This window comes from Paenibacillus sp. sptzw28 (assembly GCF_019550795.1).
Taxonomy (GTDB): Bacteria; Bacillota; Bacilli; order Paenibacillales; family Paenibacillaceae; genus Paenibacillus_Z.
In genome coordinates this window covers 1,022,565-1,040,303 of sequence record NZ_CP080545.1, presented here as the reverse complement: position 1 = coordinate 1,040,303, position 17,739 = coordinate 1,022,565, and the positions used below count along the sequence as shown (strand labels likewise).

Sequence of the window (17,739 nt, the reverse complement as noted above, 5' to 3'; positions counted from 1 at the left end):
TGCAAAAAAACGAGCGCCTCGGTACGATGGGAGTACGCAATGGGTCATAGCCCTTAAAATCCCATCATCCAGGAGGACGCTCTACTATGAAGTTTAAATCGCAAGCCCGGCAAAATCAACTGATAGAAAAGATTACAGCTGAACATTTAGTCATCGGGATCGACATTGCCCAGCAAACGCATGTCGCACGTGCCGTAAACTTTCGTGGTATCGTGGTCGGCAATCCCTTATCCTTTTCAAACGACGAAGATGGCTTTCACAACCTTCTTCAATGGGTCCAGCGGCTGCAGACCGCCCACCACTTAACCGCAGCGATTGTGGGAATGGAACCAACCGGACACTACTGGCTCAATGTATCGCGATGGCTTTCAGAACGTCAGTTTGAGGTCGTTCTCGTAAATCCACATCTTGTGAAAAAGAACAAAGAAAACCGCGACAATACGCCCTCAAAGAGCGATAAAAAGGATGCGCTTGTCATTGCCGACATGGTGAAGAACGGGTATTACTCCATCGCACGCACCACACCTGAAGCCTTTACAGAGCTCCGCGTCTTACTCTCCAACCGGGACTTTGTAGTGAAGCGAGTCGTAAGCGCCAAAAACCAAATTCATCGCTGGGTTGACGTTGTTTTTCCTGAGCTTCGTCAGGTTTTCAAGAACCTGATGGGCGTCGGTTCGTTAGCTACGCTTCGTCTGTTTCCAACGCCAGCGGAACTCAGCGAGTTACAACCACAAGATCTGATTCAGCGATGGAAGTCTCTTATGAAGCGGCACTGCGGTGAGCGGAAGGCCCGCGCCTTAATCGCACTGGCTGGACGCTCTGTCGGTTCCAGACAAGCAGAGCAGGCCTACAAGCTTCATTTGAAGCAGCTGCTCGCAGAGTATGACTTGGCTTGTGCACAGTTGAAGGACGTAGAGCGTGAGATCGTTTCCGTATTAGAACGCATTCCCTTCGCGAAGTCCATGCTGGCCGTTAAGGGGATTAGTGCCATCTCGCTAGCCGGTATTCTTGGTGAGGCCGGCGATTTAAGCGGCTTTGTTCACGGAAATGCCCTGCTGCGTCATGCGGGTCTCAATCTTGCCGAAGCAAGTTCAGGTAAATGGACCGGACAGATGAAGATCAGCAAGCGCGGGCGATCTCGCCTTCGACGCTTTATCTTCATGATGACGATGAGTCTCGTGATGAATAATCCCGAGTTTCAAGCAATGCATGCATACAATGTGAACGTGAAGAAGATGAAGAAAATGAGGTCGATCATGAAGCTATGCGGCAAACTGGCTCGGATCCTGGTCGGCATGGCACGTACGGGTCAAGCTTACATCCCACAGAAGACACGCCCTCTTCAGCAAGCTGCTTAAACCAAGTCATACCGTTGCGTTGCACGTAGATTGGCTTATTCGCGGGATTTCAAAGAAAGCACGGAGTACCGGATACATTGAACCAAAGGGCACCGACCCGTACCGTTAGCAAGACCGGCCTCCACCCCTTGGACAGGTGTAACGAAGGAATGAGAGGGCAAAGACCCGTTGAGACATGGGAGTGAAAACCTCCGAGGTGGCGTGGAGAATGCGTGCAGTATCTGGAAATGTCTGGGGCGACAACCTCCCCCTCTATTTCCCTACGCCTTCATGTTGCCAACGTCTATAACGGGGTCGCTCTTCCTAACTTTCATCCCTCATAAAAGGGGCGAAATCCTGCGAATAAGCGAGCATTCGTGAGAAAACTAATTCGTACCGAGGGAGTTCAATGCCCGTTTGTTATTTATGAGCCTTTATTGCTGAAGGTTTGAACATACTTATTTAAGTCTTGCCTAAATAATTCGGAATAAGTGTCACCCGTGTACTCCCTGATCATATCACGCCAAAATAGAATAGCAGGCTCATTGTTACTCATTTGAGCAACTTTCCAATTTGCCTTAAACAAATTAAACGCTTTTTCTGCGGCTTTCCTCCCTACACCGGTTCTTCTAAATTTCCTAAGCACCATAAAATCATATATAACGTGTGTCGGATCTGGATCAACATCATAATTTTCAAATAGTACTACAAGGAAGCCAACGATTTTGTCCGCAAAATGAATAAAGAATGGATTCCATCGAGGATCTTGCCAGTAGTGATCCAAACTGATCTCGTATAATCCAAAGCTATTGATGTCATTTTCGGTAAATTGACTAAAATCATAATGATATAGCTGATAAAGGTTTTGAAGAACTTCCTTTTTATCTTCCGGAACAGGGATCAGTTGAAGCACTCACTTGCCTCCTCTAATAAGATGACTGTTATCGATTCGACTATAACCGAGGGGTTTCCTTTTTTAATAATCTTCCAGTAAGAAACAACCGACAGTTCATACCGACTGCCTTCGTGTCTTTATTGAGCTATAGTCTCCCGATAGCTTAAACTCAAAAAGCTACAATTTTCAGAAGGATGAAGTTTGTTTAACAGTAGACCATTGGATGTGTGGAAGCTGTTCATCATTAACTGTAACTGCTCCAACGCAAACATTTGTCTGAATAGGAGAGTCTGTAAAATAGATTGTGTAAACTCCTAAACCTATTACAATGGAAGTAGAAGAAAGGTTGGGGAGAACACATGGGATTATGGACGAAACAGCAACTCCGGCAGTTCATCAAGGAGAATAAATTGGTCTCGGCGCAGGATGCACAGAATGCGTTGAAAGAGCTGTTTGCCGAAACGCTGCAGGAGATGCTGGAAGCCGAGATGGATGAACATCTGGGCTATGAGAAGCACGACATGCAGAACAAGCAGACGACCAACAGTCGTAATGGCAAGAGTAAGAAAACCATCGTAAGTGAGTATGGTGATCAGGAGATCGCCGTTCCCCGTGACCGGCAAGGGGAATTTGAACCCCTGGTGGTGAAGAAGCACCAGTCTAATGTGACCGGCATTGAAGATCAGATTATCGCCCTCTATGCCAAAGGTGTCAGCACGCGTGAGATTCAGGATCATCTGCAAAATCTGTATGGGATTGAGGTCTCTCCCACCTTTATTTCTAACGTGACCAACAAGATCATTCCCTTGATTAAGGAATGGCAGAACCGGCCGCTCCAAGGCGTGTACGCGGTTGTCTTCCTGGATGCCATACACTTCAAGGTGAAGCAAGATGGTGCCATTGTCAATAAAGCCGCCTACATGGTAATCGGCATCGACCTGGATGGCAACAAGGATGTACTGGGCATGTGGATTGGTGAGCATGAATCCGCCAAGTTCTGGCTTAATGTTCTAAACGACCTGAAGAACCGGGGCGTGCATGATATCCTTATCATCTGTGTCGATAATCTGACCGGCTTCAGCCAAGCCATTCAGGCTTGTTACGCGAAAACGGATATTCAGAAGTGTATCATCCACCAGATCCGCAACTCCACCCGTTACGTCTCTTACAAGGATCTGAAGAAGGTAACAGCTGACCTGAAGCCGATTTACAAAGCAGCGACGGAAGAAATGGCACTCGTCGAACTCGATCGCTTCGAGGAAACCTGGGGGAATAAGTACCCGCTCATCATTCGCTCTTGGCGCAATAACTGGGATGAGCTGGCCACCTTCTTCAAGTACCCACCCGAAATCCGCAAGCTCATTTACACCACCAACATCATCGAGAGTTACCACCGCCAACTTCGCAAAGTGACGAAGGGAAAAAGCATCTTCCCGACGGATGAATCCTTGTTGAAAATGCTTTATCTGGCCACCATGGATGTTACGCGTAAATGGACAGGCCGCGTTCAAAACTGGGGTCAAATGCTGCTGCAGCTCTCCGTTTTCTATCCGGACCGCATCGGACAGCATCTGCGATAAAATTTCCCCCTCGGGGGAAAGCACGAAAAGAGTTTACACAAAAGATTTGACAGACCCGAATAGGATTTTCAAGATAATGCTGAATTGTAAACCTGATGGCTTTTGAAGTTTTCAAGTTCAACAGTTCACTCTTATGAATCCAAAACAATTCTCCCTCATCTGAGGGGATAAAGTTCCTATGGTCAATCTCCCTATAACTTGCTTTCATTGGAAAATTTAATTCCTCATACTCAAGGTGTCCACCAATACCGCCCCAAAATTCAAAATTAAAAATCTTACTGTTAGCCTTCTTCATCATCAATACATGCTCTTGATGCATCAAGAATGCTGTTGCCATTTGTCTGACTTCCACAATTTTGTCCTCCATAAGCATAATTCAAGTCTTCATTAAGCTTATCTTACACTAAGTGAAATGGGAACACCTTCCATAGTATACTGCTAGCTAGCGTAACGAAGGGCTACCACGCGGCAGCCCTTCCAGTGTTTAACTATCGTACCCGTTTAGCTTAAGTAGTTTGTAATTTCAATGGCATCTTTTAGCGTTATGGACTTTGAATAATATTGTTCCAACTTATTTATAACCTTTGGTTTAATTCGATTTTCAAAATTATCATTCCAGATAAACATGTTCCTGAATATATCAAAAGTCGGTTTATAGCTTGATTTTTCTAATCTTAGTAGCTGTAAGATAAATCTTTTCACTATTCTAAATTTCCGTTTGGGATAATCAGTATCCAAAAAAATAATTAAATCAGCATTATTAAAACTTTGGAACACCCATTCGTTATAATGAGCACCCTCTATAATCCAAGCATCTGACTGAATAATAGTGCTCAACAAGTGATCTCGTTCTTCATCAGTTCTTTTAATGTCACGTGGTTTATTTCTCTTCCAAACAACATTATCCAATTCATAATGTGAAATACTCAGTTTGTTTGAGAGTTTCCTAGCTAAAGTTGTTTTGCCGCTCCCAACGGAACCAATAATATGTATTTTTCTCGGGGCTATTTTGTTCAATTCAACCATTCAACCTACCTTCCATATAAACTTTTCAATAGTGTATTCTTTCAACTTCTCCCATTTCCTCTTTTAGCACTAAACTGCCAGTTAGCACAACGAAGCGATGGATCGCTCCATCGCTTTTTTCTGAACTATCGTACCCGTTAGCATTCCTGTAGAGCGTTAAATTTCCGCTTTGCAAAAAAACGAGCGCCTCGGTACGATGGGAGTACACAACGGGTCATAGCCCTAAAAATCCCATCATCCAGGAGGACGCTCTACTATGAAGTTTAAATCCCAAGCCCGGCAAAATCAACTCATTGAAAAAATTACCGCCCAGCATCTCGTCGTCGGGATCGACATCGCCCAGCAAACGCATGTCGCACGCGCCGTAAATTTTCGCGGTATCGTGATCGGCAATCCTTTATCCTTTTCCAACGACGAGGATGGATTTCTCAACCTTCTTCAATGGATCCAGCGTCTGCAGACCGCCCATCACTTAACGGCAGCAATTGTGGGAATGGAACCGACCGGACACTACTGGCTCAATGTATCCCGGTGGCTTGCAGAACGCCAGTTTGAAGTCGTTCTCGTAAATCCGCATCTTGTGAAAAAGAACAAGGAGAACCGCGACAACACGCCCTCAAAAAGCGATAAAAAGGATGCGTTGGTCATTGCCGACATGATGAAGAACGGGTATTACTCTGTCACACGCACCACACCTGAAGCATTCACAGAGCTACGTGTCTTACTTTCGAATCGGGACTTTGTAGTGAAGCGACTCGTAAGCGCCAAAAACCAAATTCATCGCTGGGTTGACGTGGTTTTTCCTGAGCTGCGGCAGGTATTCCGGAACCTCATAGGCGTTGGTTCGTTAGCTACGCTTCGTCTGTTTCCAACGCCAGCGGAACTCAGCGAGTTACAACCACAAGATCTGATTCAGCGATGGAAGTCTCTTATGAAGCGGCACTGCGGTGAGCGGAAGGCCCGCGCCTTAATCGCACTGGCTGGACGCTCTGTCGGTTCCAGACAAGCAGAGCAGGCCTACAAGCTTCATTTGAAGCAGCTGCTCGCAGAGTATGACTTGGCTTGTGCACAGTTGAAGGACGTAGAGCGTGAGATCGTTTCCGTATTAGAACGCATTCCCTTCGCGAAGTCCATGCTGGCCGTTAAGGGGATTAGTGCCATCTCGCTAGCCGGTATTCTTGGTGAGGCCGGCGATTTAAGCGGCTTTGTTCACGGAAATGCCCTGCTGCGTCATGCGGGTCTCAATCTTGCCGAAGCAAGTTCAGGTAAATGGACCGGACAGATGAAGATCAGCAAGCGCGGGCGATCTCGCCTTCGACGCTTTATCTTCATGATGACGATGAGTCTCGTGATGAATAATCCCGAGTTTCAAGCAATGCATGCATACAATGTGAACGTGAAGAAGATGAAGAAAATGAGGTCGATCATGAAGCTATGCGGCAAACTGGCTCGGATCCTGGTCGGCATGGCACGTACGGGTCAAGCTTACATCCCACAGAAGACACGCCCTCTTCAGCAAGCTGCTTAAACCAAGTCATACCGTTGCGTTGCACGTAGATTGGCTTATTCGCGGGATTTCAAAGAAAGCACGGAGTACCGGATACATTGAACCAAAGGGCACCGACCCGTACCGTTAGCAAGACCGGCCTCCACCCCTTGGACAGGTGTAACGAAGGAATGAGAGGGCAAAGACCCGTTGAGACATGGGAGTGAAAACCTCCGAGGGTGGCGTGGAGAATGCGTGCAGTATCTGGAAATGTCTGGGGCGACAACCTCCCCCTCTATTTCCCTACGCCTTCATGTTGCCAACGTCTATAACGGGGTCGCTCTTCCTAACTTTCATCCCTCATAAAAGGGGCGGAATCCTGCGAATAAGCGAGCATTCGTGAGAAAACTAATTCGTACCGAGGGAGTGCAATGCTGGAGTCGGAACATTTGTTATAATTTGCAACAAATGAAAAGACTATCGACGGTGATAGTGCTTAAAATAAAATTAGACGTTAATTTTTTGAAATACAATTGTAAAAGCAAGCCATACGCTAAACCCAATTCCAATTGACGCAATTAGTGGCATTCCCTTTTTCAAACCAATTACTGTCGCCACTAACATTACAACTGTTGGAATAATACCCCAAAGTACACTAATGAGGAAATTTGAAATCTCCGTATTGTTCTGTTTGTTGTAAGCCATCCAAGCAATTGAAATCATGCTTGTGATTGGAAAAGCAGCAATAAAACCAGCAAGTAAAGTATTCTTTTTTGCGATTGTTGTAACAGTAGCAATAACAATGGCTGAAAGAATTACCTTGATTACAAACATAACGAGTCCTCCTTGAAAAACTGCGTTTTTCCCACAGCAAAATCAAGGCTCACCACTTTTACTTTTCTCATCTCTTCTCTGCTCATCTCATCTCACCTTTCTAATCTTTTCTCAGCTAAGCTCAATCTCATTAATAATCTACCATAAATCCCCCTAAATCAACATTCGTAATTAATTAACTAATCTGCCCACATTATTTATTGGTCTAAGATTTTTTCTGATCATTCCATCCGGATCGCCAGGAGCTCGCGCGGGTTTACTAGGTTCACTATGGGCATGAAATGGAAGCCAGTCCTCATCCCAAAATGCTTCCTCGGCTTCAACGGGGGGAACGCCGTGCCGTGCAATATGCTCGATATTGCGTCTTCGTCATCAAACACCGCAATGATTTAACTATCGTGTCCGTTAGTTTAGCAATCAGGCTTTTACATTTCCTAATTGTTGTACTTTTACTTTTCTTATGGAAGAGAACATAAACCATCCAATCGCTGAACCGATTACATAAAATAAAGTATCATTTACATCTACAATTCCAGTATGGGTTATGAATTGTAGCAATTCCATAGATACCCCCATTACAACGGAATAAGTCAGAATTTTCTTCAGAGTATTGACCTTAAATAATACCGGAAGGAAAAAACCTAAAGGAATAAACAATAAAACAACACCTAAAGCTGTATTGAAGAATGTAATATCAAAGGCATTTCTTCGGGCAACCCAGAATATAGATGAAACGATTTCTTGGTCTATGCCTTTCAGTGGAATCAAATTATGGTTTGGATAGAGATTGGCCCCCCAATTAAACCTTAGAGTAACCCCTCTTTCAGCATTATCTATGTAAGATAAGTTATCAAATTTTCCAATAAAACAAGCCATTAGTATGAACCATGTGTATATACCCAAGAATAGCCATTGCGTTACTTTTAAGATTATTTTGAAGGGATTAAGTGTTTGGTTTAATTTTTGTTGCAGTGGTTTGTATTCCCCGAAGTCGAAAACCGCACATTTTTCGGCTATATCCTCTGAAAGTCCCTTCTCCATGTACTCCTTCTTTAATAACTTCAAATGGTCCTGAAACTCCTCAATCAACTCTTTTTTCGTACTGGAATCACAATCAAGGTTTGAAGAAATTTGTTGTAAGTAACGCTGAATATGACTCATATCGCGCCTTCCGTAACGTTTAATATCATGAAATGAATTTCCTTCCATTCGCTAAGTTTGCGTCTTAGTTCTGATTTGCCATCTTCGGTGATGCGGTAATACTTCCTTCTGCCCCCATCGTTCGATTCTCCCCAATACGAAGTCACAAAATCCTTATTCTCTAAGCGCCTTAAAGCAGGATATAACGTTCCCTCGCTCATATCGTAGAAGTTATTGCTTCTTTGTTTTAAGTTCTTTACAATTTCATACCCGTAAGAATCATTACGGTTTAGTTCTGCCAACAATAAAATGTCAATGCTTCCTTTCATCAATTCTTTGTCCACGGTTTATCACCCCCGAATAAGATAACTAAATTGTAATACACACTACATCGTATTACAAGTTAAGTTCATTACCTATCCTACCCGTTAATGAGCAGGACACGTTGCCGGCTTTTACTTAAGCCCCTTCTTCAATTCACAGTGTTCCATCGGGAATGGGATCAAGTTCTTGTCATTTGGTTTCGACAAGAACTTGATCCCATAAAATAAAAATGCCGCAATTTACGCGGTAATTAATGAGATAATGTTTCTTGTCACCCGACAGTTGGGAACGCCAGCTTCATGAGACTTTTATTGGTTTGAACTACCCCATTTGATTATGGCTATCTCCTAAACCCTTAGCAAAATTTATTATCGTAATTGCTCCTGTTACGAGAATTAAAAATAGTAAAACAATCAATAATACAAGTTTTATTCGAGGCTTCATGGCTATCCTTTCTCGGTTTATTGCCTTTTACATAATTATACATAATCCAATTAGATAAAGTTGCATGGTCCACTATCTGCCTGATAGTTGACAGGCTGACCATGATGCCGGCAGTCTGTTGTCATGGAGCTATCGTTCCCAGTTAGTTCAATACTGTTTCATTGCTGACTGCGAAATGAAGCTGCGGATTCGCACAGGTCGCTTATGGGGAATGTATTTCTTCTAGTGATTCTATTACTCAAAAAGACTGCCGACACGTTCAAAATTCGCTGCTTTCGCTTGGAGTGGGGTTGTGAGCTTGAAGTCTCCGATCAGTTCATACTTCACGGTCCCCGATCTTCAGCGATTGAATATCCTCCTTATGCTCAACATTGGCCCAAAGTGCCTCCGGGTGAGCCATGCCCATAATCTCTTCCGTGCTTCTTACGCGCAGGGCATTGAAGCTAACGTTTCTGACGATCGCAACACGGTCAGGCTCAATTCCGACAATGACTCCTTGCTGGTAATCCCATGATACCTTCGGTCCTTCCCATCCTACAACTGCCAACTATTTCAGAGCTTGTAATTGGACCTGCCGTTTGACTGTCATTAAAGCTTCGTCTCCAATAATCACCAAGCACAAAATATTCGCCTTCCCCTAATGTTACAGGATGCTTCAAGGAAGTGGGATCCTTCTCGCCGTTAGGCTCCCCACGGAATTCGCTGCCGTAAAACGAGTCGAGCCTTTTCCCTTAGGCTATCGTATCGGTTTAGCGGAATGAGTACGCCATCCACCATTGGAAGTTATTATTCATTTTTTTCTTCCTCCTTAAGATACATCGCAGGAATAGTAAATCGTTTAACCTTTAGACCCTCTTGAACATTGAATTCGAGTATATTTCTTTCCTTATACTCTGTTAATATTTGATCTAATATCCTGCTTATCAAAACACAATCCCCTAACGCGTCATGTCGTTTAATATCATTTGCTTTAATTTTGTAATACTTAACAAGAAAATCGGTACTAAATACTTCAAAAAGTTCGGGACGTATTTTTGTAAATAATGCCTTAGTGTCGATAACACTGTTCTCAAACAATGCTAAATTACTCATTCGACAGTGTCTTTTAAGCATTGGAAGGTCATACTCATAACCAGCTGAGTGACTAATACTGCTGTTCCGCAAAAATCAAGAAACTGCCCGTATGCCTCTGCAAAAGCTGGGGCATCGGTTAATCTTTCATTCGTAATCCCCGTTAATTGTTCAACACTTTTCGGAATCAACTTCGGCGATTTTACCAAGGTACTGAACTTACGCAATATTTTGCCATTTTGATAAATAATGGCGCCAAACTGGGTAATGTACTCCGTCTCAACATCAATGCCCGTGCCTTCTAAATCAAATATGCAAAATGGTCGCTCATGTATATGATCGACAGAGACATCTTTAACCAGATACTCAGACTCAGATAAAAAATGAATATTCACGTCATTTCACGACCTTAAAAATTATTGTCCTTGCATACTGAGCATTCCAGTTAACTGAGCTAAGGCGCTGCCGCGCGACAGCGCCTTTGACATTCAACTATCGTTTCAGTTAGTTGATAATGACTTTTGTTCATCACACTATAAAACGCACCATCAAAAAAAGCTCCCGCCGTTTGACTATCATTAAAACCTCTCCAACGCACATCTGCCAAGATATAGTATTCGCTTTTCTTTCAAAGCCACCGCATTCCAAGAATCATTGTTGTCAGAGGTAGAATGTTATCTTTGACCTCAAGAACTTAACTTGGAGATCCTCACGTTTACTTTAGATCACTTTCGTCGTGGGTATTTATTAAACTCTTGTTCCTCGTCAGTTCATCACGCTAACTATAAACTTTCGAACGTCGCTCGGAGAATTAAGCACGATTACTTTCTTTTCATTCTGTCGAAGATGCCGTTAGTCTGTTGTCGTGGTCCTATCGTTCCGTTTGTTTAAAATGACTAGAGTTGTCCAAAAACTTGTTCAAAAACTACCATTAATAAATACGTAGTAAAAGCGTGCAAAACGATTTTTATAATGAAATTTAGTAAGAAGGAGAATTGTTTTGGAAAGAAAGTAAACAAAATATGACTAGTCAAAACAAAAGCAAACCACGTCCAATAAATCAATCTAGTATGACCACTCCATAAATAAAACATGGCACTGAAGTATGTAGTCAAACCGTTCACAATAAATACAAGTATATTACTTAATTTCTTATAATTCATATTTACCTCCCACTTTCAATATTCGTTGAACTCATTATAATTTGAAAGAGAATAGAAAAATACATTGAACAAATATACTCCCTCTATGGAACAAAGTAGTAGATGAAGAAATTTGTGGGGCTGGTGAAGGCGCAAAAAAGCCTTCGCCTAGACCACCGTCTGTAAAAAGTGGTTACTCCGGTAAAGTATGGTTGCACCTATGGATCTCCACATGGTCTCATTGCGGTCAACCCTCCCACATCTCGCAGAGTCTACGCTCCCACATTCCTTCATTCAACCTTTCCATGAGGTGGAGGTCAGATATGCTGCCCGAAAGGATCTTCGTCCGTATGTTAACGTCGTTCCGACTCATCCGTGCTTCTGTTATCTTATTAATCTTGGCCTTTTGAAAATACGTTTAAGTTTAAGCTGCTTGCGGTAATTCTCCAAATCGAGGGATATCCTGCATCATCTTTTCCTCACTGAACTCATGTCCTTTTTTCAATATGCCGAATAGGATCCGAATCAGTTTGTTACATAAAGCGATGAGGGATTGCATCTTTTTTAATGGATTTACCGGCCGTTTCGTGTAGTACTCGTGCAAGGCTCGGAAGGCTGCATTTTTAGCAACTTACGGCATCATCACTCTAAAGAGCAAGGCGCGAAGACGTTTTCGGCCTCTCTTGGTTATCTTGGTCTGTCCAGTATGTGTGCCAGATGTATTTGTTTTCAAATTTAATCCAGCAAGCTTCGTGATCTGCTTTGGATGACGGTACTGACTAATGTCACCTACCTCAGCAAGAAATCCTGCGATGGTGTCCCTGCCGATCCCTTTAACGGCCAGCAAAAGCTGCACATGTGGGATCTGCATGAGCAATTGATCCAATTTTGCTTCCAGTTCTTCGAGCTTGTTTTGAAACCATTCGTACTGGGTCAGCAGTAGCTTTAGCTCCATTTTAGCTAACTCTGAACCGTCTCGTATGCCGATAGAACAACTCGCTGCTGCTTTCAGATTCTTGATTCTACCTAGACCAAGCCCTCGCTTTGCAGCTTCCCTCAGGTGCCGCAACAAGGTTTCATCCGGCATGTGAACAAGTTCGTGCGGCAGCAAATGAAGGCTCAGCATTTGGATGGCTGACTTGCACTCCCAATCTTTAAATACCGTCAGAAACTCTGGAAAATACCTATCCAACCAGTTATGGACACGTGCTTGCACAACACACAGATCAGTCGTTAGGTGATCGCGAATTTTCATCGCTTCCCGCAAGCATAAACGCCCTGGGGGAGGCTTGGTACGGCGTATCTCCCGTCTTTGACCAGCTGTGCAATGACTTTCGCATCCTTGATGTCATTCTTCGTTGGAGAATTGTCATCGAGTTCTTTGCTTTTCTTAACATGCAGTGGATTCACCACACCGTACCTAACTTGCTTTTCTCTAAGGAAATGAGCGAGATTCAGCCAGTAATGACCGGTAGGCTCCATACCCACTATGACGTCCTGGAACCCTCGTTCCGTTGAAATCTTCCGGAACCAACTTACGAACAACTCAAAGCCTTCCCGATTGTTTTCAAACGTAATTGGCTTCCCGAACTCCACTCCGCGGTAGTCTTGTGCCCTGGCCACATGTTTAAATTTTGCGATGTCCACAACGACAATTAAGGTAGAAGATGTGATTTGATTAATTCGTTCTTTTGAGTAGAATGCATCTTATAGTCTCCTTGGTTTGTTTTTGGATCCGGTAGCTGACCAGCGTAGTGGACCCATCAACATCATACCAAGTCTTTTTATTTCTCAAACCCGATATTTCTTAATAATAGGAATGCTGCCCGAGGGAGTTGAGCAGGCTGCCGATTAATCATCCGGTAGCCTGGCGTCATGGAGCTATCGTTCCCGTTAGTTCAAAATTTACTGCACAGGATACCATTTTAGGGTATTCGTATCAGTTACATTTTCCTGTGCAAAACGGTATTCATAAAGTAACTTTCCTTCAGAGGATAATGCTAGTGGTTTTAGGTTAGACCCTGGAAATGTCTTAGGCCACCACACTAACAATGGTTTGTTGGTTTCTATTTTCCTTTTTACACGGTCACTTCCATCACCAACTTCAATAAAAGCAATTTGCGGGTCATTTGAAATAACAGCTATAAGTGTTACCGACTCAGGAGGGTTAACAGCCGTATACTGATAATTTAGCCAACCAACAGTTCTTATTGGATCGCTTTTACTTACATCATCGAATGTGGTTACAAAATTACAAAACCAGAATGGCCCTTTTTTACGCACAACAGCTGTGCGCTCCCCGTTCGGTGTGTCAATCAAAAACACCTTTCCCCATGATAAGTCTACTTGATCAAACACCGTTACATCCTTTCCTACAGATTCCTGTGCTTTCGCTGCGGCTAACGGAGTAAACCGATTCCCACCGATAAAATTGATGTAGAAGTAACAGCCGATTATACACACAAAAATGATAATAGTGAGAATCACTTTATTTATTAGTTTCATACTTCCTCCTCCCTTAAATCACACTGATTCCATTAATAGCACATATTGGAAATAACCTGCCCGTTAGCGGAGGGAAGGATTGCCAAGATGCAGCCCTTTTGAAATGAACAGTCTTTTAATAACTTACGAGTGCTCATTAATTAAAAATCAGCTTTGAGAATCGATAGGTGACTTCTTCTGCCAAGAACATACCATCATCAAATTACCTTCTAAATCCTTAAAATTAAACTCCGCGAAATCGCCAAAATCTTTTATTTCCCCAACGATCTCTACACCGTTTTCTTTCATAGTGTCGTGTGCCAGCCTGATATCCGGGGTAAAATAGTTAAACAAGACTCCTGCGTTATGTCCTGAATCACTCAACATGGTTATGCCAATGCCGCTTGGTGGATTTGCTCTTCCTAGATGCATAGGATGTATTCAGTCCAAGTTTGCTTGCATACCATTCACTGGCGGCTTTGGAATCCTACACATTTAAAAAGATGGTATCATTTCTTCTTAAATCCGGTACTTTCTTATCAGTCATTTGGTCATTCATTTGCACCGCTCCTCTTGGCGTAATAGCCATCTTCTCCGAGCCACTGAATAGCTGCCCCAGTAACGACCCCTGATTTGTTCTTATGGAAGGTAACACGAACATATGCAGCTTTGGAATAGCAATCGATCTGTGTCTCTGTTTCGTTTTGGAGGAAGAGCTCGAGTTTAAACCCAAATATGGAGATAAATAGCCGTGATTGTTCCACGGTAACCGGGATCGGCATAAAGGCTTCATACTGACCCGCAAGTCTTTCATAATCCGTATGCCTTGCCGGTTCACCTACATAGGGACCTGCTTTCTCCGGATCGTTTATCGTTTCTCATATCAAAGCTGCCAGATCACGATTGATTTTTTCCAGAGGCGATAACAGAAAGTTGCTTAACGTAATCACCAATAAATGATCATCCCTAAATCGAGTCATGCGCGTGAAAAATCCGGAATCATTTAACCCCCCATGGTAGATCCTTTTACGGTTGATTCCACTAAAAACTTGCTCATCGATATGCCAGCCATATCCGTAGTTCTGTCTAAAGGGCGTGAAGATGCGTTCTAAACTGCGCCGGCTAAGCAACTGACCATTCTGGAGTGCTTGATCAAACCGGTAAAGATCTGAAGTCGTAGAAAACAGTCCAGCCGCGCCAGCTAGTGTCGACATATCCACGAACTTGCCACCAATGACACGGTCTTCATACGCTGAATATCCATCCGCTTGTATTTTTAGACTGATTGCCATATCCAGACGAGACAATATTATTCATATGCATCTCCTATTTTTTTGGGTTTTAATGTCGTCGGTTTCGATTTTATTATCATTCGTGCTTATTCCTTTACGCTTTGATTGCAACCCCATACCATGAGGGTGTATCCATCCGGATCCGTAAAATGAAACAGCGCTGAATGGTCTTTAAACGTCTGGACATCAGTGGTTACAACCCCTTGAGATTGTAACCTCCTGTGGCAACCGAATACGTCAGCCGTCTCAAAGTTGAAAGCAACCAAGCTATCCGGACTGGATTGTTTGGAATCGATGATGAAAGTTGGGCCAGGCCCCTTTCCCGTTCGCAATCCGGTTGCTCCGGTCGAAGTCATCCATTGCCTTTCCATATTCAATATGTCTTCATAAAAATCTCTCATCTTGTCGATATCCTCGGCATGCCGGAATACGACACCTATGTGGGTTAACTGTTGCTTCGAGTCGTTCATTCCCATTCTCCTTTTGACTATGCTAGTATTGGGACAAACCGGGAAATCAGATTTGCTATATCCTCGGAGCGATCTATTGGATTTAACTCTGACCAGATCATCGTGGGTGGACCGGAATGATCATGATAACAGAACATCGCTGTAGAACCAGAAGTCTGAATTTGTTCAACATAAGCAGTACTACTTGCTTTCACCTTCTCATATGCCTCATGAATGTTTGACGCGGTAAAGTGAATAACCGTCTCCTGCTCGAAGCGTAACGGGTCTGCCGCTTCCACCAGTACTACGACTGTTCCCCACGACTCCTTCGCTTGAAGCCCAATCGTAGATTCATTTCTCCATAAGACCTGCAGTCCCAATTTTTTTGTATACCATTCTTCTGCCTTCGATTTATTTCGTACACGCAAACTAACCATTCGAATTCGATTTAATACCGGGTCACCCATTATCCTCCGCTCCCTCTGTTGAACTCAGTTCACTTGTATAACGAAAAATTTCTCCGAATCGATACGCAGTATCAAAAAATATTTTCCGATTCAATGAAACATAAATTCCCTTCCGGGTCCCGAAATCGAAAATAAAGAGCTCCGCTGTTTTCTTCCTGAGCGACTTCGATTTCGTTACGATTCAATTCCATATAGGCGCGACTGATATCATAGGGATCACTGCGTAGGAAAGCTTCTGAAAAGCGGTTAATGAGCTGATGCGGTGGTTCTGTTTTTGACATAGTTTTGGTAGGTTTTTTTGATCGTGACATGAGGGAACTCTTCTCTACACGATGGGGGTGAAAGTGTTTGCGGATTCCGGTTCTTGCACGATGAAGCAGTGCTTTAACCGCGCCTTCCGAAGAATTGATCATTTCTGCAGTTTCCTTTGTTGTAAACTGAAAGATATCTATAAGCAGCATAACAGTCGCTTGACTTAGGGGTACCCTAAGCAGCAGTAGTTCCAGTGAATCCCTAATCTCTATAGGGTCAGTTTCCATTGCAGGAATATCAGGTTCGTCTTGCAGTACCTCAAACACGAGTTTATTTTTGCGGCACATGTCAATCCAAGCATTCGTTGCAATGCGGAAAACATAAGCTTTTTGTAAAGGAATATGTACTTTCTTTCCGAAAGCAAACAACTTCATTAACGTTTCCTGTATAAGGTCATCGGCATCCCAATCGGATCCGGTTAACACCCTGCAATAACGGTATAGTTCGTGTTGATATTCATTTATAATGTTAAGTATGTATGAATGCGAGGAAGGATCCTGTTTATCGTTCAATTGTTTACCGCTCCATTAACAATCAGTTTACTATTAACCCGTTACCCTGACCGTTAACGGAGAAGGCTGTTTCTGTCCGACGAATGTGATCATATTCTATCACATCTTGTTGAACAAAACTGCCCGTTACTTAAATGAAGAACAAAGGAGCAGTTGCCGCGGCAATCTACTCCCTCGTTATTTCACTATCGTAATCCGTTAGCGTAGAGACTGCTGATTTATCAATTCAACCAACTTCGTGGTGGTTTCTTTTAAACGTCCTTTTGCGTTTGTTGAATCAGATGGTTCTACCCAAGCAAAACCATCCGACTCATAGCGAGGGAAGATATGCATATGATAGTGATTTAAATCATTAAATTTCCCATTGTTTTGAAGAATGGTTACTCCATCGGGTTGGAAATGGGAATTCAGTAAACTCGCAAGCAGTCTGGATGCCTTCATAATCTCATTGGCAGTGATTTCATCTAAGTCATCGACATTATGATAATGTCCTTTAGGTAGTATTAGCAACAGCTTGTACTGGGCTGTCCATCGTATTTTACAAATATCATCAAGGACTAACTGATCCCCTTGCACATGGTCGTATGGTCGTACTTGCCCCCGAGTCCTCGTTCATGTTCTTATAGTGGTTTCCCCAATCCAGTAGCGCCATCAGGAGCGGACGAATCGACTGGCCGCCCTCGGTTAAAGAATATTCAACTCGCGGGGGCACAACCGGGTACACTCTGCGTTCAATCAGACCACTCTCCTCCAACTCCCGCAGCTTCTCTGCCAGTACTTTCTGAGAAACCTGGGGAATAAGCCGCTCCAGCTGCGAGAACCTCCTCGTCTCCCACAACAGATACCACAATATCAATACTTTCCATTTGCCTCCGATCACATCCAAGGAAATTTCAATCGGACATTTCTCCCGTTCCTGGTTCACCTGAATCCCTCCATATCCT

General features: G+C 43.4%; 20 protein-coding genes and 1 pseudogene. 3 read left to right on the top strand and 18 right to left on the bottom strand.

The annotated features are described in order from the left end of the window. Window positions 1-86 precede the first annotated feature (86 nt). Complete coding sequence (locus KZ483_RS04895; RefSeq protein ID WP_220351603.1) at window positions 87-1,358, top strand: IS110 family RNA-guided transposase; 1,272 nt, start codon at window positions 87-89, stop codon at window positions 1,356-1,358. Window positions 1,359-1,761: 403 nt separating this feature from the next. Here KZ483_RS04895 and KZ483_RS04890 read toward each other — a convergent pair whose 3' ends face one another. Beyond that, the gene (locus KZ483_RS04890; RefSeq protein WP_220351602.1) at window positions 1,762-2,250 is read right to left on the bottom strand and encodes a GNAT family N-acetyltransferase; all 489 of its coding nucleotides are present in this window, start codon (window positions 2,248-2,250) and stop codon (window positions 1,762-1,764) included. Between the two features lie 341 nt (window positions 2,251-2,591). Between KZ483_RS04890 and KZ483_RS04885 the strand changes: the two genes are divergently transcribed. Next, window positions 2,592-3,812, top strand: a complete 1,221-nt coding sequence (locus KZ483_RS04885; RefSeq protein ID WP_220350355.1) for an IS256 family transposase — start codon at window positions 2,592-2,594, stop codon at window positions 3,810-3,812. 501 nt (window positions 3,813-4,313) lie between these two features. Here KZ483_RS04885 and KZ483_RS04880 read toward each other — a convergent pair. Then, complete coding sequence (locus KZ483_RS04880) at window positions 4,314-4,829, bottom strand: AAA family ATPase (protein WP_220353264.1); 516 nt, start codon at window positions 4,827-4,829, stop codon at window positions 4,314-4,316. 265 nt (window positions 4,830-5,094) lie between these two features. Between KZ483_RS04880 and KZ483_RS04875 the strand changes: the two genes are divergently transcribed. Then, window positions 5,095-6,366: an IS110 family RNA-guided transposase gene (locus tag KZ483_RS04875; protein ID WP_220351601.1), complete on the top strand. Its 1,272-nt coding sequence runs from the start codon at window positions 5,095-5,097 to the stop codon at window positions 6,364-6,366. A gap of 465 nt (window positions 6,367-6,831) precedes the next feature. Here the strand turns inward: KZ483_RS04875 and KZ483_RS04870 are convergent, their stop codons facing one another. The 16 genes and pseudogenes from KZ483_RS04870 to KZ483_RS04800 form a co-directional block, all read right to left on the bottom strand. After that, entirely contained in the window at window positions 6,832-7,158 is a 327-nt protein-coding gene (locus KZ483_RS04870; protein WP_220351600.1) for a DUF3147 family protein, read from the bottom strand. 417 nt (window positions 7,159-7,575) lie between these two features. Beyond that, window positions 7,576-8,367, bottom strand: a complete 792-nt coding sequence (locus KZ483_RS04865; RefSeq protein ID WP_220351599.1) for a VanZ family protein — start codon at window positions 8,365-8,367, stop codon at window positions 7,576-7,578. After that, a complete protein-coding gene (locus KZ483_RS04860) occupies window positions 8,316-8,642 on the bottom strand; it encodes a PadR family transcriptional regulator (RefSeq protein WP_220351598.1) in 327 nt (108 codons plus the stop codon). The genes KZ483_RS04865 and KZ483_RS04860 overlap by 52 nt, the downstream gene beginning before the upstream one ends. 740 nt (window positions 8,643-9,382) lie before the next feature. Beyond that, entirely contained in the window at window positions 9,383-9,613 is a 231-nt protein-coding gene (locus KZ483_RS04855; protein ID WP_220351597.1) for a hypothetical protein, read from the bottom strand. Then, on the bottom strand, window positions 9,543-9,725 hold the full coding sequence (locus tag KZ483_RS29040; RefSeq protein ID WP_397376149.1) for a hypothetical protein: 183 nt from the start codon (window positions 9,723-9,725) through the stop codon (window positions 9,543-9,545). Before KZ483_RS29040 ends, KZ483_RS04855 begins: the two co-directional genes overlap by 71 nt. Window positions 9,726-9,852: 127 nt before the next feature. Beyond that, window positions 9,853-10,158 carry a PolC-type DNA polymerase III domain-containing protein gene (locus tag KZ483_RS04850; protein WP_220351596.1) on the bottom strand — a complete coding sequence of 102 codons (306 nt, stop codon included), beginning with the start codon at window positions 10,156-10,158 and terminating at the stop codon, window positions 9,853-9,855. Then, window positions 10,155-10,532 (bottom strand): 3'-5' exonuclease, encoded by a 378-nt coding sequence (locus KZ483_RS04845; protein WP_220351595.1) that lies wholly within the window; start codon window positions 10,530-10,532, stop codon window positions 10,155-10,157. The genes KZ483_RS04850 and KZ483_RS04845 overlap by 4 nt, the downstream gene beginning before the upstream one ends. Window positions 10,533-11,703: 1,171 nt before the next feature. Then, a pseudogene (locus tag KZ483_RS04840) lies at window positions 11,704-12,962 on the bottom strand (IS110 family transposase). A gap of 222 nt (window positions 12,963-13,184) precedes the next feature. Further along, window positions 13,185-13,784 (bottom strand): hypothetical protein, encoded by a 600-nt coding sequence (locus tag KZ483_RS04835; RefSeq protein WP_220351594.1) that lies wholly within the window; start codon window positions 13,782-13,784, stop codon window positions 13,185-13,187. 147 nt (window positions 13,785-13,931) lie between these two features. Then, window positions 13,932-14,150 (bottom strand): VOC family protein, encoded by a 219-nt coding sequence (locus tag KZ483_RS04830; RefSeq protein ID WP_220351593.1) that lies wholly within the window; start codon window positions 14,148-14,150, stop codon window positions 13,932-13,934. Between the two features lie 491 nt (window positions 14,151-14,641). Beyond that, the gene (locus tag KZ483_RS04825; RefSeq protein ID WP_220351592.1) at window positions 14,642-15,055 is read right to left on the bottom strand and encodes a serine hydrolase; all 414 of its coding nucleotides are present in this window, start codon (window positions 15,053-15,055) and stop codon (window positions 14,642-14,644) included. Between the two features lie 86 nt (window positions 15,056-15,141). Next, window positions 15,142-15,525: a VOC family protein gene (locus tag KZ483_RS04820; RefSeq protein ID WP_220351591.1), complete on the bottom strand. Its 384-nt coding sequence runs from the start codon at window positions 15,523-15,525 to the stop codon at window positions 15,142-15,144. 17 nt (window positions 15,526-15,542) lie between these two features. After that, window positions 15,543-15,971, bottom strand: coding sequence for a VOC family protein (locus tag KZ483_RS04815; protein ID WP_220351590.1), 429 nt, complete (start codon window positions 15,969-15,971; stop codon window positions 15,543-15,545). A 71-nt stretch (window positions 15,972-16,042) separates the two neighbouring features. Further along, window positions 16,043-16,795: an RNA polymerase sigma factor gene (locus KZ483_RS04810; protein WP_220351589.1), complete on the bottom strand. Its 753-nt coding sequence runs from the start codon at window positions 16,793-16,795 to the stop codon at window positions 16,043-16,045. Between the two features lie 198 nt (window positions 16,796-16,993). Continuing rightward, window positions 16,994-17,371: an HIT family protein gene (locus tag KZ483_RS04805; protein WP_220351588.1), complete on the bottom strand. Its 378-nt coding sequence runs from the start codon at window positions 17,369-17,371 to the stop codon at window positions 16,994-16,996. Continuing rightward, complete coding sequence (locus KZ483_RS04800; RefSeq protein WP_220353263.1) at window positions 17,346-17,726, bottom strand: winged helix-turn-helix transcriptional regulator; 381 nt, start codon at window positions 17,724-17,726, stop codon at window positions 17,346-17,348. The genes KZ483_RS04805 and KZ483_RS04800 overlap by 26 nt, the downstream gene beginning before the upstream one ends. Window positions 17,727-17,739 lie beyond the last annotated feature (13 nt).

Coding starts and splice junctions, on each gene's coding strand:
- KZ483_RS04835 (WP_220351594.1), bottom strand. CDS start 13,784: ATGAAACTAATAAATAAAGTGATTCTCACTATTATCATTTTTGTGTGT.
- KZ483_RS04825 (WP_220351592.1), bottom strand. CDS start 15,055: ATGGCAATCAGTCTAAAAATACAAGCGGATGGATATTCAGCGTATGAA.
- KZ483_RS04830 (WP_220351593.1), bottom strand. CDS start 14,150: ATGTTGAGTGATTCAGGACATAACGCAGGAGTCTTGTTTAACTATTTT.
- KZ483_RS04870 (WP_220351600.1), bottom strand. CDS start 7,158: ATGTTTGTAATCAAGGTAATTCTTTCAGCCATTGTTATTGCTACTGTT.
- KZ483_RS04850 (WP_220351596.1), bottom strand. CDS start 10,158: ATGAGTAATTTAGCATTGTTTGAGAACAGTGTTATCGACACTAAGGCA.
- KZ483_RS04885 (WP_220350355.1), top strand. CDS start 2,592: ATGGGATTATGGACGAAACAGCAACTCCGGCAGTTCATCAAGGAGAAT.
- KZ483_RS04820 (WP_220351591.1), bottom strand. CDS start 15,525: ATGAACGACTCGAAGCAACAGTTAACCCACATAGGTGTCGTATTCCGG.
- KZ483_RS04815 (WP_220351590.1), bottom strand. CDS start 15,971: ATGGGTGACCCGGTATTAAATCGAATTCGAATGGTTAGTTTGCGTGTA.
- KZ483_RS04895 (WP_220351603.1), top strand. CDS start 87: ATGAAGTTTAAATCGCAAGCCCGGCAAAATCAACTGATAGAAAAGATT.
- KZ483_RS04865 (WP_220351599.1), bottom strand. CDS start 8,367: ATGGAAGGAAATTCATTTCATGATATTAAACGTTACGGAAGGCGCGAT.
- KZ483_RS04875 (WP_220351601.1), top strand. CDS start 5,095: ATGAAGTTTAAATCCCAAGCCCGGCAAAATCAACTCATTGAAAAAATT.